Source organism: Marinobacter santoriniensis NKSG1 (assembly GCF_000347775.1).
GTDB classification, from domain to species: domain Bacteria; phylum Pseudomonadota; class Gammaproteobacteria; order Pseudomonadales; family Oleiphilaceae; genus Marinobacter; species Marinobacter santoriniensis.
Genome location: NZ_APAT01000022.1, coordinates 213,883 through 227,512, shown reverse-complemented (window position 1 = coordinate 227,512; position 13,630 = coordinate 213,883). Strand labels below are relative to the sequence as shown.

The window sequence follows — 13,630 nt, the reverse complement described above, 5'->3', positions numbered from 1 at the left end:
ATGCTGTTTTTCCGCGCACTGCTCGCCGCGTGCCTGATCTTCCCGGGAACATCCTCCGCCCTCGCGGCAACACCCCCGTGCGGTGACCGGTTCACGCCCATCCATGCAGTCCAGGGATCAGGGGCCCGGTCTCCACTCGAGGGCAAGCTTGTCACTGTCGAAGGCATCCTGACGCTCGATTCCCGCAACCCTGGTGAATTCCAGGGTTTCTACCTCCAACAGGCCGACAACGAAACCGACGACGATCCGGACACCTCCGAAGCTCTTTTCGTGTACACCAGACGCAGCGCCGGTTCCCCCGGCAAACGCCTTCGCGTTACCGGCAGGGTCCGGGAGTTCCATGGCCTGACGGAACTGGCGGACATCAACTCGCTGCGGGTCTGCCAGGATGCCCCGATGCCTCGCCCGGTTACTCTGTCGGCTCAGGATCCGGGCAGGTTCGAAGCATTCGAGAATATGCGGGTTGACGTGCCTGCGGCCATGACCGTACTGGATACCCGCAACCTTGCGCGGTATGGCGAGGTGACCCTGGGATCCACGGATACAATCGTACCAACAGAATACCTGCCACCCGGGCCCTCGGCCGCCAGAAAACTCGCCAGCATCCACAACGGACAACTGGTGCTTGATGACGGTCGTGCCGTCCGTCAGCCACGGCCGATCCCCTGGCTGGGCGATCCCGGACATGGCCGGGCCACCCTTCGCAGTGGCGATACGCTGCAGGATCTTGGCGGCATTCTGGATTTCCGGTTCAAACGATGGCGCCTGCAACCGATCGGGACACCCAACCTGGCCAGGACAAATCCCAGATACCCGCCCCCGGCGCGCCCGCCAGGCGAGAAGACGGTCCGGGTCGTCGCCCTCAACCTGAACAACTTTTTCAATGGTGACGGCCAAGGGGGAGGTTTTCCAACGGCCCGTGGCGCACGATCCGAAAGCGAATTGCAGAAACAGCAGAAGCGGCTCGTCACGGCGCTGGGCCAATCCGACGGGGACATCCTGGCAGTGACCGAACTGGAGAACGATGGCTACGGGGCAAACAGCGCGATCAACCAGCTTGGCCACGCTCTGGGGCCCGCCTGGGACTTCGTCAGGACCCCCGGTCGGGACGGCTCAGATGCCATCCGCACAGCGCTGCTCTACCGCGCCGATCGAGTGGTCCCCACAGGACGTCCCCAACGCCTGACCAGCGGCCCGTTCCGGGACTGGGGTCGCCCGCCCGTGACGCAATCGTTTCGACGACTCGGCGGCCAACCATCGGTGCGGATCGTTGTCGTTCACTTCAAATCCAAATCCTGCCGGCATGCCGAGGGTGCCGACCGCGACCAGAACGATGGACAGGGCTGCTTCGCCCACCGCAGGACCCGTGAGGCGAAGGCCGTAACCGCGTGGCTGGATGACCTCCCGCCCGAAACCGACACGTCAGGGACGCTGGTAACCGGCGACTTCAACAGCTACTCCCGGGAGACCCCCCTGACCGTCTTCCGGGAACGCGGGTACCGCAACGAGGTGGCGCATCGCCACCCGTGCAAGCCCGAGGACTGCGACCACTACACCTATCGATTCAGGGGCCTCAAAGGTTCTCTGGACCATGCGCTGGTGTCCCCCGGCCTGAAGGCCCGCGTCATCGGTACCGCCACCTGGCTGATCAATGCCGACGAACCTCCGGCGCTGGGCTATCGGGGCGTGGCCGCAGATCGGGTCGACGGCCCCTGGCGCTCCTCTGACCATAATCCGGTCATTACCGACCTCCGCCTCTGACCTGTCCGGCACCGTGGCAGATGACCCGGCTGCCCGCGGCGGACGGCACCTGGGCCATCGCCCCGGCGCCGGCTGCCGCTACACTGATAGCTACAGTCAACGTGTCAGGATAGTGTATGAAAGTCCCCGCCCCGAATCTCTGGCCCGCGGCCCGTACCGGACAGCGCTGGTTACTCAATGCCCGGCGACGCACCACGACCCTTGATGGCCATGAAATGGTGTACCTTGAAAGGGGACAGGCCGGCGGCGGACGTCCGACAGTCGTGCTGATTCACGGTTTTGCGTCCATGAAGGAAAACTGGACACTCTGGCTTCAGCGCCTGCCCAGACACTGGCACGTGCTGGCACCGGATCTGCCCGGATTGGGAGAAAGCGATTACCGGCCGGACGCCAGCTATCGCTACGAGAGCCAGGCAAAGCGCCTCAGGGATTGGCTCACCGATCTGCCGACCGACAATATCCACCTGGCGGGAAGCTCCATGGGCGGCGCCATTGCCGCGATACTGGCCCACATCATGACGCCGGCGCCACGGTCGGTCACGCTGCTCAACAGTGCAGGCATTCCCGAGCATCCCGACGCGGACCTGAACGCGCCTTTCGAGAGCGATCGTGATGCCATTCTGATCCCTCAGGACTGGCGTGGCGTGTACCGGATGTTCAATACCGTCGGCAATGGCAAGCCGACGGTGTCGGGGATCGCCATGACCGGGTTGCTCGGCCCGGACCTGCTGGGACGAACCGAATCACTCCGCCATATTTTCCGGGACATGCTGGCCGACCCCCTGGCGCCGGCCCGTTACCTGGGAGCGGACACACCACCCTTGCAGGTCCAGTGGGGAGAGCGGGACGTGATCACGCCCACCCGCTGCGTCCGCTGGTTCGAAAAGGCCACGCCGGACGCAGAAGTGCATGTATTTCCCCGGGTAGGCCACCTTCCAATGGTTGAAACACCAGCGAAATCTGCGGCAGTGCTCCGACATTTTGTCGAGCGCTGTGCAGCCGGCCGGGAGCCGGCATAAGGAAAGGCAGTCGATCGGGCCAGTTGGCCCATCGAGCCGAATGAGACGTCACCGAAGCCATGGGCAGGGAGCGGACAGACGGGATAATCGAATAACTGACTTCATCCCTTACATAACAAGAATGACCTAACGAGGACATCCATGCACGCCTCAGTCTCAACCGCTCAGGACCTGGGTATGCCGGCGATCTACCTGCATATCCTGGCAGAACTGCTCCACAGTCTTGGAGTTGATGATCAGGGCCTACTGCTCCGTGTGGGCCTGGATCCCTCCCGTCTCAACTCCGCGGAACTGCGGGTCAGTCAGGCGCAGGCAAGCGAATTTGTGACTCGCGCTATCATCGAAAGCGGAGAGCCCGGACTGGGCATCCTGATGGCCCGGGAAATGAAGCTCCCCCTCCATGGCAACCTCGGCACCGCCGTCATGAGCAGCCGCAAACTGGCCGACAGCCTGGCCCTGCTCACCCGCTTCCTGACCCTGCGGGCGCCACACCTCCGGATCGAGAAACGCCTCGCCAACGATGAGGCCCACTTTCGCGTCTCCTGCGACGTGGATCTGGGCCCGCTGCAGGGTTTCATCATGGACGCGGTGTTGTTTGGCTGCGCCTTCATGGGCAGCCAGCTTACCGGTACGCCGATTGCGGGGGCGAGAATTCTGAGACGGGGCCCGGAGCCCCACTACTTTCCCCGGTTCCGAAAATCCATTCCGGTACCGGTCCAGTTCGATGCGATGGAGGACGCACTGGTCATACCCCGCGCGAGCCTGGACCTGTCGGTCCGGTTCTCGGATGATCAGCTTGCGGCCGCCTCACGCGCCCAGTGTGAAGAGGCCCTGCAACGCCTGACCGAAAATGCCGGCTTTGCCTGTCGGGTTCGTCGCGTCATCGAGACCAGCCACCCTTTCCCGCCGAAACTCGCGCGGGTTGCCGCCACCCTCTTCGTGTCCGAACGGACTTTGAAGCGACGGCTCCAGGAAGAAGACGCGAGCTTCCAGAATCTGGTGGACGACGTGCGGCTGGAGCGGGCCGGAGAGTTGCTCACCCGCACCCGGATGAACCTCAGCCAGGTGGCCGATGCCCTGGGTTACGCCGACGCCGCCAATTTCACCCGCGCCTTCAAACGTTGGACGGGATCCAGCCCCAGCCAGTACCGCAGCGACGCTCAGAAGGCTGCCGCCGACCTGGCTCGCTCCAGGGCGACCGCCTGAGGATCAGTCGATGCCGATGATCTTGTGCATCTGGAGCGTGAGACGCCAGCGCGGGTGTGCCAGGCAATAATCGGTGGCCTTCCGCGTGTTGCTCTGCTTGACCGGATCATCGCCGGCAGCCGGGGCCGACGGTGAAGCCATGGGGGACAGGAAATAATGGTGCGCATGGATGTGCTCGAACCGTTCGGGCATTGCCAGCGGCTGGGGGTAGACCAGTTTCAGTTCATCACAGGATTCAATCACCACCTCCGCGTCCGCCTTCGGACTGACACAAAGCCAGTCAATCCCTGCCGGTGCGGGCAGTGTCCCGTTGGTCTCAACCCCCACCTCAAAACCTCGGTGATGCAAGGCCGCGATCAAGGGCTCGTCGAGCTGCAGTAAAGGCTCGCCTCCCGTGCAGACGACATAAGGCCGTCCGGCCGCGTCGGGCCAGAGTCTTTGGATGTGATCCGCCATGGCCTCAGCGGTCTCGAACCGTCCGCCATTCTGGCCGTCGGTGCCGACAAAGTCCGTATCACAGAAATTACAGACTGCATTGGCCCGGTCCTTCTCCCGCCCCGTCCAGAGGTTGCACTTGCTGAAGCGGCAGAAAACCGCGGCCCGACCTGCCTGGGCGCCCTCTCCCTGAAGCGTGTAGAACGCCTCCTTGACCCGGTACATCAGGCGGATACCTCGTAATCCAGCGGATCGGTTACCCCGTTCGCCGCAAAGGCCTCAAGCCGTTCGACACAGGAACCGCACCGGCCACACGCCTTTTCACGGCCGTTGTAGCAGGTCCAGGTCTGGCTGTAGTCCAGGCCCAACTCCAGGCCGCGGGCAAGGATAGCGCCCTTGTCCATGGCCATGAAGGGCGCCTCGATCCCCACCGGTTCGTAGTTGGCGATCCGGCACACCGCATCCATCTTCCGGATAAATTCAGGGCGACAGTCGGGGTAGATGGCATGATCGCCCCCGTGGGCCCCGAACCATACGGCCGATGCGTCCGCGGTCACCGCATAGCCCGTGGCGAGGGAGAGCAGGATCATGTTCCGGTTGGGCACCACCGTTGCCTTCATGCTGTCCTCTTCGTAGTGCCCCTCCGGCACGTCGATATCAGAGGTCAATGCGGATCCACTCATGACCTCTGCCATGGCACGAATATCAATAACCTTGTGGGGAACCCCCAGATCGCGACAGACGTCCCGGGCACAGTCCAGTTCGCGAACATGGCGCTGCCCGTAGTTGAAGGACAGCGCATGGACGCGATAACCACAGGCCCGCGCATGGTGAAGGAGAGTGAACGAATCCATTCCTCCGGAGTAAATCACAACTACTGTGTCAGTCATTCAGGCTCCCATACCGGGTTTGGATAACCGTCGGTGTCATCACGGTTTTACAATGAGTGGAGATATTGTAACAGTGGAGGGCAAGGTTGGGTTCGCGTCTCGGCGGTGGGCCGGGTAAACTCGACTGAAAACAACGTTGAAAACGACACGGGTACCATGACCAGCGATTTCACTCCGGCATTCATCGATTTCGAGGCCTCAAGCCTGGATCTCATCGCAAGTTATCCCATTGAGGTGGGGATCTGCATGCCGGACGGTGAACTGCACAGCTGGCTCATCAGCCCCCATGTGCTCTGGCAGGACTGGTCTGAGAGCGCCGAGCGCATTCACGGCATCTCAAGGGAAACGCTGAACGAAGAGGGAATGGCCGTTGCGGAAGTGGCGCAACAACTGAACAGCCTGCTTCCGGACCAGGTTTTCTGCGATGCCTGGACCTTTGACAGCTTCTGGTTGCACCGGCTGTTCCGGGCCGCAAAAGCACAACCCAACTTCCAGCTGGAGTCGATCTCCATGCTCCTCAACAGCCAGCAGGTCCGGCACTGGTCCGGTGTGCGTCAGCAAGTCATTTCAGACTTGGGACTGCCCGTTCACCGCGCCGCAAACGATGCGCTGATCCTGCACAAGACCTGGGAACGGATTATTTTCCAGGACGAAGCCGCAGTGCAATAACCTGCAATCCGTCTTTAAGCGTGTGCAAGGTCCAGTAGGTTGCCAGGGCCATCAGCCCGGCGCCTGCAACCGTAAAGCTCAGATTCTCGCCTACCGCCTGCCCCTGGGCCAAGACCAGATAGCATACAAGCGCAGCGACCAGCGCCATTTCAACCATAAAATCAGTGCGGAATTTGTTGCTGGCAGATCCGGTTTCGTCGGACATTTTGTTCGGTTTCAACCTCTTTGTTCGTCTGGAAATTCACAATGTAGGGTGCGAATTATCTTCGAATTCCGACCAAAGGTCTGTACGAAGTACTGGCTACGAACTTTCCGAGATGCAAAAAAAAACGCAGCCAAGACGGCTGCGTAGAAAGGAGAGATCCATAGACACCTGGCGCGGCAGGCATCGCGGATTGCACAACGTAAAACACGTGACGCGGAGAATTATGCGTTCATGCCGGCCGCCCGTCTGTAAGGGTTTGCCGAAGCGGTGCGCCTATTGCAAAGCGGACGATAGCCGATACACTGAGGACTGAATCGAAACCAAAGAGCCGGTATGACCCGCATGACACCAGCCATCATTCTGAAAACAGCCGCCGACTGTCGCAAAGGGCAGGTCGTGCGCGCCATGGTGAAAGACATCTAGCGGCTTTCGGTCAGTCCCGGGAGCCTCTGCAGCGACCGGGTCGGTACTTCCCAGGAACCCCGGTTGCCAGTGGCACCGGGGTTTTTGTTTTTGCAGTCGCAAAACGATAAGGGGACTATCATGAAAAGACATCCGATACACCGCGCAGCCAATCAGCCCATGGCCAGTCGCCAGGGCCCTATCAAGCGCCCGGAGAAGCTGCCACTGCTGGATGCCATCTGCAAAAAACTCAACCAGCGCGTCAATCTGGACGATGAACAGCGGGTGCTTGGGCTCTATGAGCGAGGCTGGATTTTCAAGGGTGTCCTGGGCAACCTCGGGGGCGCCGAAGCCCGCTACGTGCGCGCCCTGGCGACCCGATACAATTCCTGGATAGCCCGCCAGGTCGCGTGAGCCAGTGAATCCCGGGGACCGGACCGGTCAGTGCGGCCGGTTCAGTCCCTGCATCATCGCCATTTCATTACCGTGAACCATGGCGTAGTTGTTGACCACGTCGTGAATCTTCTCCTGGGAATAGGGCTTGACCACATACCCATTCGCACCGGCACTGATCGCCTTCTGGATGCTCTCAATGGAATCATCGGCGGTGACCAGCACGACATGCTGCTCTTCACGCTGCTTCTTGAATTCAAGCATCAGGTCATGACCATTGCCATCCGGCAACCCGAGATCCAGCAGGATGATCTGGTATTCCTGGTCAGCGAATGCCGCACGTGCCGATGCCACGTCGACCGCCTCCACCACCTTTGATGCCCCCGCATGGTAGAGCATCTCTACCAGTCGCTCACGCATGACAGGCTCGTCTTCCACTACCAATACTCTAAGGTCCGTCATTCCTAATCTCCAATGATTTGACCCGCATTACCCCGGTTGTTGTTCATACACCATCGTTGCCGGTTCGACGGGGAAGATCCAGAGGCGCCGGACGAGGCCGGGCATCAGGATCGGTGGACGCCCGGCCCTTTTCAGCGGTCTCCGGCTGCCTTTCGTCGGCGGCAAACCGGGTCAGCAGGTTACTGATACTGACCGCCGTGCTGTACAGGGAAATGGCGATGATCAGAAGGACAGGCTGCACGAAGGCAACAAACCCCGGCACTTCCGCATTTCCGACGATGCTCAGCATCAGGATGATTGAGGGCCCCAGTACCACGAACAGGGTCAACGCAATGAAAAACACAATGCGTTCCTTGTAACGCCCCAGTTCCCGGTTGACCACCAGGCCGAGAACAAACTTTCCCATCGCGAGCCCGGCCAGGATGGCGGCGGCGATGCTGAGATCCGGCTGCATGAGCGTATCATACAGCTTGCCATCCCAGAGCCGCTGCATACCGATGACCAGGAAGGGAAAGAGCACGAACAGGATATCCGCGTAGGTCCCGTACATCATGCTCAGGGATTGCTGCTCACTGTCTTGAGATGTCGTTGCCATGGTGTGTTCCTGTCTTCCTCGGTATAAAGGGCTCAGGGCGAGGCCGTCTGCGACGCCAGCGCCCGGTCTATCATGTCATTCAGCGCCGAAAGCTCACTGCGGATCTGCTCCCAGTCCGGGTCGGCGATCTTTGCCAGAGCCTCCACAGTGCCCGCCTGCCGGGTCATCGCCGGATACCCCATGGCTCCGGCCGTCCCCTTGATCTGGTGGGCCTCTGTGCGCAGGCGCTCGCTATCACGGCTGCGGAGAGCCTCGTTCATAATAGTCTGGCGGCCTCCCAATCCATCCAGGAAACGGGACACCAGATCCGCTATATCCTCTTCCTCCGGCTCCCCGGAATGGGCTTCGGTCGCTTCCAGAAAGCGAGCGAGCAGCGCATCGAGATGCACCTGATCAATCGGCTTGTTCAGCACCCCGTCGCAACCAGCATCCATCAGGGCATCGGTCTCCTGCTGATCCCCGGCTGTGAAAGCGATGATGGGCCGACGGAATCCGGCCTGACGGAGCAGTCGGGTGGCCGCCACCCCATCCAGGCCCGGCATGTGGCGATCCATCAGTACCAGGTGAACCGTCTCCGCCAGTGCCGTTTTCACCGCCTGGTCACCACCGCTCACCGAGGTCACTTCCAGGCCCTGACGGCGCAACATCCGTTCCACCAGCTGCCGGTTATCCTCATTGTCCTCTGCCACCAGTACCCGGCCCCGGTAGCGATCGCTCGCGGATGCCGCCGAACCTGGCTGGACAACCAGATACCGGGCGAGCAATTCGTAGAACCGGCGTTTATCGATCGGCTTGGCCAGGTGTTCATTGCAACCGGCGAGTCGATAGTCGGCAATGTCTTCCGCCATGACGTTTGCCGTCAGAGCAATCACCGGGGTGTTTACCCCCGCCTCACGGAGCGCCGCGGTGGCGTCACGACCGTTCATGACCGGCATCTGGATATCCATCAGAATCAGGTCAAACGGTTCACGGATTGCCAGTTCCAGTGCCTCGGCGCCATTTCCCACGTGAACGAGCTCCGCCCCGGTCCGTGACACCAGCAGCGATACCAGGCGCCGGTTCACTTCATTATCCTCCGCACACAGAATGCGGCCGGAGAGCCTCGGCGCCAGCACCATGGGAATCGCACGGCGACGCTGACTCAGTTCGGATGCATCCCGCAGGAAATGGACACCGTCCAGCGAGCCCGTGCGGATGGTCAGTTCGAATTCACTGCCCTCACCATAGGTACTGCTGACAACGATGGTACCGCCCAGCAATTCCGCCAGTCGGCGGGAAATACTGAGGCCCAGTCCGGTGCCGCCATACTGGCGGGAAATGGCGGCACTGCCCTGGGCGAAGGGATCGAACAGTCGGCTGAGCTGTTCCGGCTTCATTCCGATGCCCGTATCCACGACTTTGGCGATCAGGGTTTCGCGGTCACTGTCGCAACGTATTACAAGCGTGATCGAGCCCTTTTCCGTGAATTTGAGCGCATTACCGCACAGATTGATGATGATCTGCCGGAAACGGGTCGGATCTGTGAGGATCTGTTCCGGCAGGGGGAAATCACAGACGATACTGAACTCCAGGCCTTTCTCCTGGGCGCGGGGCGTGAAGAATGCCCGGATTTCGTCCAGAAGCTCGGGCAGATTGACGGCCACGATGTCGACATCAAGTTTGTTGGCGTCGATCTTGGAATGGTCCAGGATGTCGTTCACCAGATCCAGCAGGTGTCGACCGCTGCGTACCACGGTCTCGGCACTGTTCCGCTTCTCAATGTCCGTCAGGTCCGGATCCAGGAGCGTTTCACCGTATCCGATGATCGCCGCCAGCGGCGTGCGGATCTCGTGACTCATATTGGCCAGAAACTGACTTTTCGCCTCGGCCGAATTACGCGCCAGCTCCTTCTCCAGGCGTTCCTGCTCACGTTCACGCTCGATACGCTGGCGCTGGTGGCTCTCCGTGGCATCGATGCAGGTGCCTTCAAGATGGGTCGGCTCCCCTTCGGCATCATAGACCGTGTGAAGGGAGAGTGTGGCCCAGCGTTCGGCACCGTCCCGGGTCAGATAGCGGGCCTCGATGCCCTTGACCGTCCCCTTGGTTTCCAGCTGTTCGATCACCAGTCGCCGGAGGCGTTCGTCCGGGAAGCAGGTCTCCAGCACGTCCGGATTCTGGCGCAGCAACTCTCCGCTGCTGCTGTAGCCGAGCATGCCCGCCATCGCCGGATTGGCGGTCAGGAAACGCCGGTCCACCGTCATCTGGAAAACGCCTTCGACGGCGTTATCGAACAGCGACTGGTAGCGTTTCAGGTTGGCCAAGGCTCGCTGGCTCCAACCCAGAGCCTCGCCCTGAACCTGCTTGATGCGATCCGCCAGCGAAAACGAAAAAAGGATGATCTGGGCAGTCAGGCCGATCTGGGTGGAATACATGGTGAAGGTATTCAGCGGCAGGTAGCCCATAACCGTCAGGGCGTATACACCCACGCCGATCAGCGCCAGGGTCCAGGCGAAAAAATAGGACCGGGCGGCCGGGTTGTAATAGCGCCAGGCCAGGTAACTGACCACGATCATGATGACACTGAGCAGGATCGATCCCAGTACGATCCACTCCATGGCAATGTGGTAGGGCAGGAAGAAACACAGGATAAAGGTCACCACCACCGAGTACAGGCACAGGCGGATCACCTGGTCGAGGTCGGCGGAATGTTCCCGGGTTTCCAGCAGGGACCGGGCCATCAGCAGGCCCCAGAACCAGGTCATCACGATCTGGAAATGCAGATACTGCTTGTTGAGAATGGCCGGTCGTTCGTCCAGCAGCTGGATACCATGCACCTGTTCGGTGGAAATGAAGATCACCGCCGAAACCAGGTAGAGCACGTAGTACACGTTGCTTCGTTCACGCACCGATACGGCCACAAACAGGTTGTAGGCGAGAATCGACAGAATGGCGCCCAGAAGCAGACCCCGGACCGCTTCCTCTACCGAGACTTTCTCGATATAGCTGTCCGGATGCCAGAGTGTGATCGGAAGCCGGAAAGTGTTGGTCGTGACAATGCGGAGGTACACGGAAGTAACCGTGTCCGGCAGCAACTTGAGACGGAACGTGGGATTGGGTACCGACAGATCCCGCTCCTGCCAGTTATCGGTATATCCCGCTCGGCCGGTAGAGACCATCTGGCCATTACGCACAAGGTACAGTGTCGCCTGGTCCACCAGCGGCAATGCCAGCTCCAGGATCCAGTCGGACGGGGCGGTGTCATCGGTGGTTTTCAGGTCGATCCGGGTCCAGTACGCGGATTCGGTATAGCCGAAATTGAGGATGCCACCGTCATGCAGGGTGAAGGCATCGGCGGGCAGGGCGAGAACATCCTCCAGCGTCATGGCCTTGCCCGGGTCCTCCAGATAGGCAATACAACCACCCAGATCCCGTATGCTGGTGGTATTGCTGTTCACCATCAGGGTGCCGTTCCGGCACCGCTCCTGTCCGTGCGCGGCCATGGACAGACAGAGCAACGCAAGCACCATCAACAGCGATACAAACACCGCCGGACGGGGACAGGAGTGGTTCAACCGTTGCTGCAAAATGTGATCTCCGCGCGGGCACAAGCCGGTATTATGATTTATTGTCAACGTCTGGGCCGGAAAGGTCGACCCGGCAGCAGGTCAACCGAGACCGCTTCCGGCCCCGCGGTTAACCACTTTAGCTTTTATTCTCACACGACGCACCTCAGGGCCTTCTGAAATGAGACATTCCTGCATTTTCACGACCGCTTCGCTACTTGTCACTGGCCTGGTGGGGTGCGGGATGGAAAGCACGGGGTCAACCACCATCAATCCGGCCCAGGATGTCGATCTCACATTCTCCACGTTCAACCTCACTAACACCGAGACCGTACCGGACAATCTGGATCACACCCGGTTCTGGGATTTCTACCGGGGTATCGAGCCGACGGGGTCCGATTCCGAGGACCAGCAAACGGTTGCCGAAATACGAAGCCACGTGGATATATTCATTGGCGCCACTCCGTCGGACGATGGCACGCACTATGTCACGGTTCGCAACCCGCTGGACCTGATGAACCAGGTCATCGCCTACGGCAATGTGGATAATTTCGATGAAGGCCGCCGTTACATCCGTCAGAGAATTGCAGACAGCGAGGCGGGCACCTATAACAGCCGGAGCAACGGCGCGCAGATCCGGTTCACGGATCAGGCGGCAACCCTGGACGCAGCACCACTCAATGACAGGATCTGGATGTATCCGACACTGGACTGGCGCTACCTGCCCCAGGGCGCCGAGGGATCGGGGCTGACCGAAAAAGTGTACCGGACCATCCAGTACGTCAGCCGTAGCGTTGACGACGCGGTCAAGGAGGATCAACCGGAACTGCTGAGTGTGCTGGCCGGGAGCCGATTCGACGCCAATGAGTTCGTGGCCCTCGGCTACAATGCGCCGGAATATGCGACCGCGGACTACCTGAGCCGCAACCATGGCAGCGTCGAGCTGCGCCAGGACTACGTCGACAATGTGGACACGCTGTTCATCAAGAGCCCGGATCAGACGGTCCTGACCCTCGGTGGTTATTCCGGTTATAGCGACAGCGATGAAAGCCCGGATTGCCTCCGGGTGGAGATGGACTACCCCGCACTCAAGGTGCGTATCTTCACATCCAACGGGGAACCCTCACGGATTGATGATCCCAACTCCGACGTCGATGGCGACACCATTCCCAACCCTGCTTACTGTGCCAACCAGGAGACCGGGGACGAAGTTACCGCCTGGAATGCCGAATCGGTATCGCAGCGTCAGTAGACGCCGCCGTCCTTGAGATCCCAGTTCTGAAGAAACCCTTTCTTGCGATCCAGCAATCGCTCGTAGGTCGAGATCATGATGTCGGCATGGGGCGCCCGGGTAAGTCGGAGAGTCTCGATGCGGCGTTCCAGTCGTTCGACTTCGGAGCGCACCTGGTCGCGCACGTGGCTACGCACACTCTCATGCTGGTCCAGCCGGACCGAGCGGCGGGTCTGCGCCTGGCGTGGGGGATCGGTTTTTTCCATGTTCGGCCTCGTCCGTTGAGCACTGAAACATCCGGTTTCTGAATGGCAGTCTGCCTGTTCCCGGGGCGGACTGCAATAAAAATGAACTGGGTTTCACTTTTGCCATCCGCCCCCGTATACCTGACACGCCAGATCCCCTGCTATAGTTCCATCTGGCAGCCATTGCGTTTCCCGTCCATTCCGGGCCACAGCAGAAGTCGAGTGAACCATGACCCAGACCACCGTTGCGGACACGCTCCGAGAATACCAGTCACTGCTGGAATTACTGGATGATGCCTACTGGGAAGCCAGCAGTATCCAGCACAAGGACATGCTTTACGACATCATCAGCATCCTCAGCCAGGAGGTGGCCGAGATCAACAAGCTGAGCGTTCAGGATCACCACTTCCCCTACGAAGTGGTGACTGAAGGCATGCGTCGGGTTGTCCCCAAGCTGGAGCGGCTGGACGAACACCGTGAAGATGTCATTCAGCGCACCCAGACACTGACCGATTTCCGGGACATCCTGTCCTCGGTACTCGGCATACTGGAAGCCCAGGTCGAAACGCTCTGAA

14 protein-coding genes are annotated in these 13,630 nt (G+C 60.4%); 7 read left to right on the top strand and 7 right to left on the bottom strand.

Annotated elements, in window-relative coordinates; genetic code table 11:
- The 3 genes from MSNKSG1_RS15140 (at window position 1) to MSNKSG1_RS15130 (ending at window position 3,986) form a co-directional block, all read left to right on the top strand.
- On the top strand, window positions 1-1,761 hold the full coding sequence (locus MSNKSG1_RS15140; protein WP_008940166.1) for an ExeM/NucH family extracellular endonuclease: 1,761 nt from the start codon (window positions 1-3) through the stop codon (window positions 1,759-1,761).
- 116 nt (window positions 1,762-1,877) lie between these two features.
- A complete protein-coding gene (locus MSNKSG1_RS15135) occupies window positions 1,878-2,780 on the top strand; it encodes an alpha/beta fold hydrolase (RefSeq protein ID WP_008940165.1) in 903 nt (300 codons plus the stop codon).
- A gap of 141 nt (window positions 2,781-2,921) precedes the next feature.
- Window positions 2,922-3,986, top strand: a complete 1,065-nt coding sequence (locus tag MSNKSG1_RS15130) for an AraC family transcriptional regulator (RefSeq protein WP_040886968.1) — start codon at window positions 2,922-2,924, stop codon at window positions 3,984-3,986.
- 3 nt (window positions 3,987-3,989) lie between these two features.
- Here the strand turns inward: MSNKSG1_RS15130 and queE are convergent, their stop codons facing one another.
- Together queE and queC are read right to left on the bottom strand one after the other, a co-directional pair.
- Window positions 3,990-4,646 carry a 7-carboxy-7-deazaguanine synthase gene (queE, locus tag MSNKSG1_RS15125; RefSeq protein ID WP_008940163.1) on the bottom strand — a complete coding sequence of 219 codons (657 nt, stop codon included), beginning with the start codon at window positions 4,644-4,646 and terminating at the stop codon, window positions 3,990-3,992.
- Window positions 4,646-5,311, bottom strand: coding sequence for a 7-cyano-7-deazaguanine synthase QueC (queC, locus tag MSNKSG1_RS15120; protein ID WP_008940162.1), 666 nt, complete (start codon window positions 5,309-5,311; stop codon window positions 4,646-4,648). The genes queE and queC overlap by 1 nt, the downstream gene beginning before the upstream one ends.
- 156 nt (window positions 5,312-5,467) lie before the next feature.
- Here queC and MSNKSG1_RS15115 point away from each other — a divergent pair, with 156 nt between their 5' ends.
- Window positions 5,468-5,980 carry a 3'-5' exonuclease gene (locus tag MSNKSG1_RS15115; protein WP_040886988.1) on the top strand — a complete coding sequence of 171 codons (513 nt, stop codon included), beginning with the start codon at window positions 5,468-5,470 and terminating at the stop codon, window positions 5,978-5,980.
- Here the strand turns inward: MSNKSG1_RS15115 and MSNKSG1_RS15110 are convergent.
- Window positions 5,949-6,185 (bottom strand): hypothetical protein, encoded by a 237-nt coding sequence (locus MSNKSG1_RS15110; RefSeq protein ID WP_008940160.1) that lies wholly within the window; start codon window positions 6,183-6,185, stop codon window positions 5,949-5,951. The two genes, MSNKSG1_RS15115 and MSNKSG1_RS15110, sit on opposite strands and share 32 nt — an antisense overlap.
- A gap of 543 nt (window positions 6,186-6,728) precedes the next feature.
- On the opposite strand from MSNKSG1_RS15110, the gene MSNKSG1_RS15105 reads away from it, so the two are divergent.
- A complete protein-coding gene (locus MSNKSG1_RS15105) occupies window positions 6,729-7,001 on the top strand; it encodes a hypothetical protein (RefSeq protein ID WP_008940159.1) in 273 nt (90 codons plus the stop codon).
- A gap of 27 nt (window positions 7,002-7,028) precedes the next feature.
- Here the strand turns inward: MSNKSG1_RS15105 and MSNKSG1_RS15100 are convergent, their stop codons facing one another.
- From MSNKSG1_RS15100 to MSNKSG1_RS15090, 3 genes are read right to left on the bottom strand one after another with little or no spacing between them, the layout of a single operon-like run.
- Window positions 7,029-7,442: a response regulator gene (locus MSNKSG1_RS15100; protein WP_040886967.1), complete on the bottom strand. Its 414-nt coding sequence runs from the start codon at window positions 7,440-7,442 to the stop codon at window positions 7,029-7,031.
- A gap of 43 nt (window positions 7,443-7,485) precedes the next feature.
- Window positions 7,486-8,037 (bottom strand): hypothetical protein, encoded by a 552-nt coding sequence (locus MSNKSG1_RS15095; protein ID WP_008940157.1) that lies wholly within the window; start codon window positions 8,035-8,037, stop codon window positions 7,486-7,488.
- 32 nt (window positions 8,038-8,069) lie between these two features.
- Window positions 8,070-11,600, bottom strand: coding sequence for a response regulator (locus MSNKSG1_RS15090; RefSeq protein WP_008940156.1), 3,531 nt, complete (start codon window positions 11,598-11,600; stop codon window positions 8,070-8,072).
- A gap of 223 nt (window positions 11,601-11,823) precedes the next feature.
- Between MSNKSG1_RS15090 and MSNKSG1_RS15085 the strand changes: the two genes are divergently transcribed.
- Entirely contained in the window at window positions 11,824-12,831 is a 1,008-nt protein-coding gene (locus MSNKSG1_RS15085) for a hypothetical protein (RefSeq protein ID WP_008940155.1), read from the top strand.
- Here the strand turns inward: MSNKSG1_RS15085 and MSNKSG1_RS15080 are convergent.
- Window positions 12,825-13,076: a hypothetical protein gene (locus MSNKSG1_RS15080; protein WP_008940154.1), complete on the bottom strand. Its 252-nt coding sequence runs from the start codon at window positions 13,074-13,076 to the stop codon at window positions 12,825-12,827. The two genes, MSNKSG1_RS15085 and MSNKSG1_RS15080, sit on opposite strands and share 7 nt — an antisense overlap.
- A 208-nt stretch (window positions 13,077-13,284) precedes the next feature.
- Here MSNKSG1_RS15080 and MSNKSG1_RS15075 point away from each other — a divergent pair, with 208 nt between their 5' ends.
- Window positions 13,285-13,629, top strand: a complete 345-nt coding sequence (locus MSNKSG1_RS15075) for a hypothetical protein (protein WP_008940153.1) — start codon at window positions 13,285-13,287, stop codon at window positions 13,627-13,629.
- The last annotated feature ends 1 nt before the right edge of the window (window position 13,630 follow it).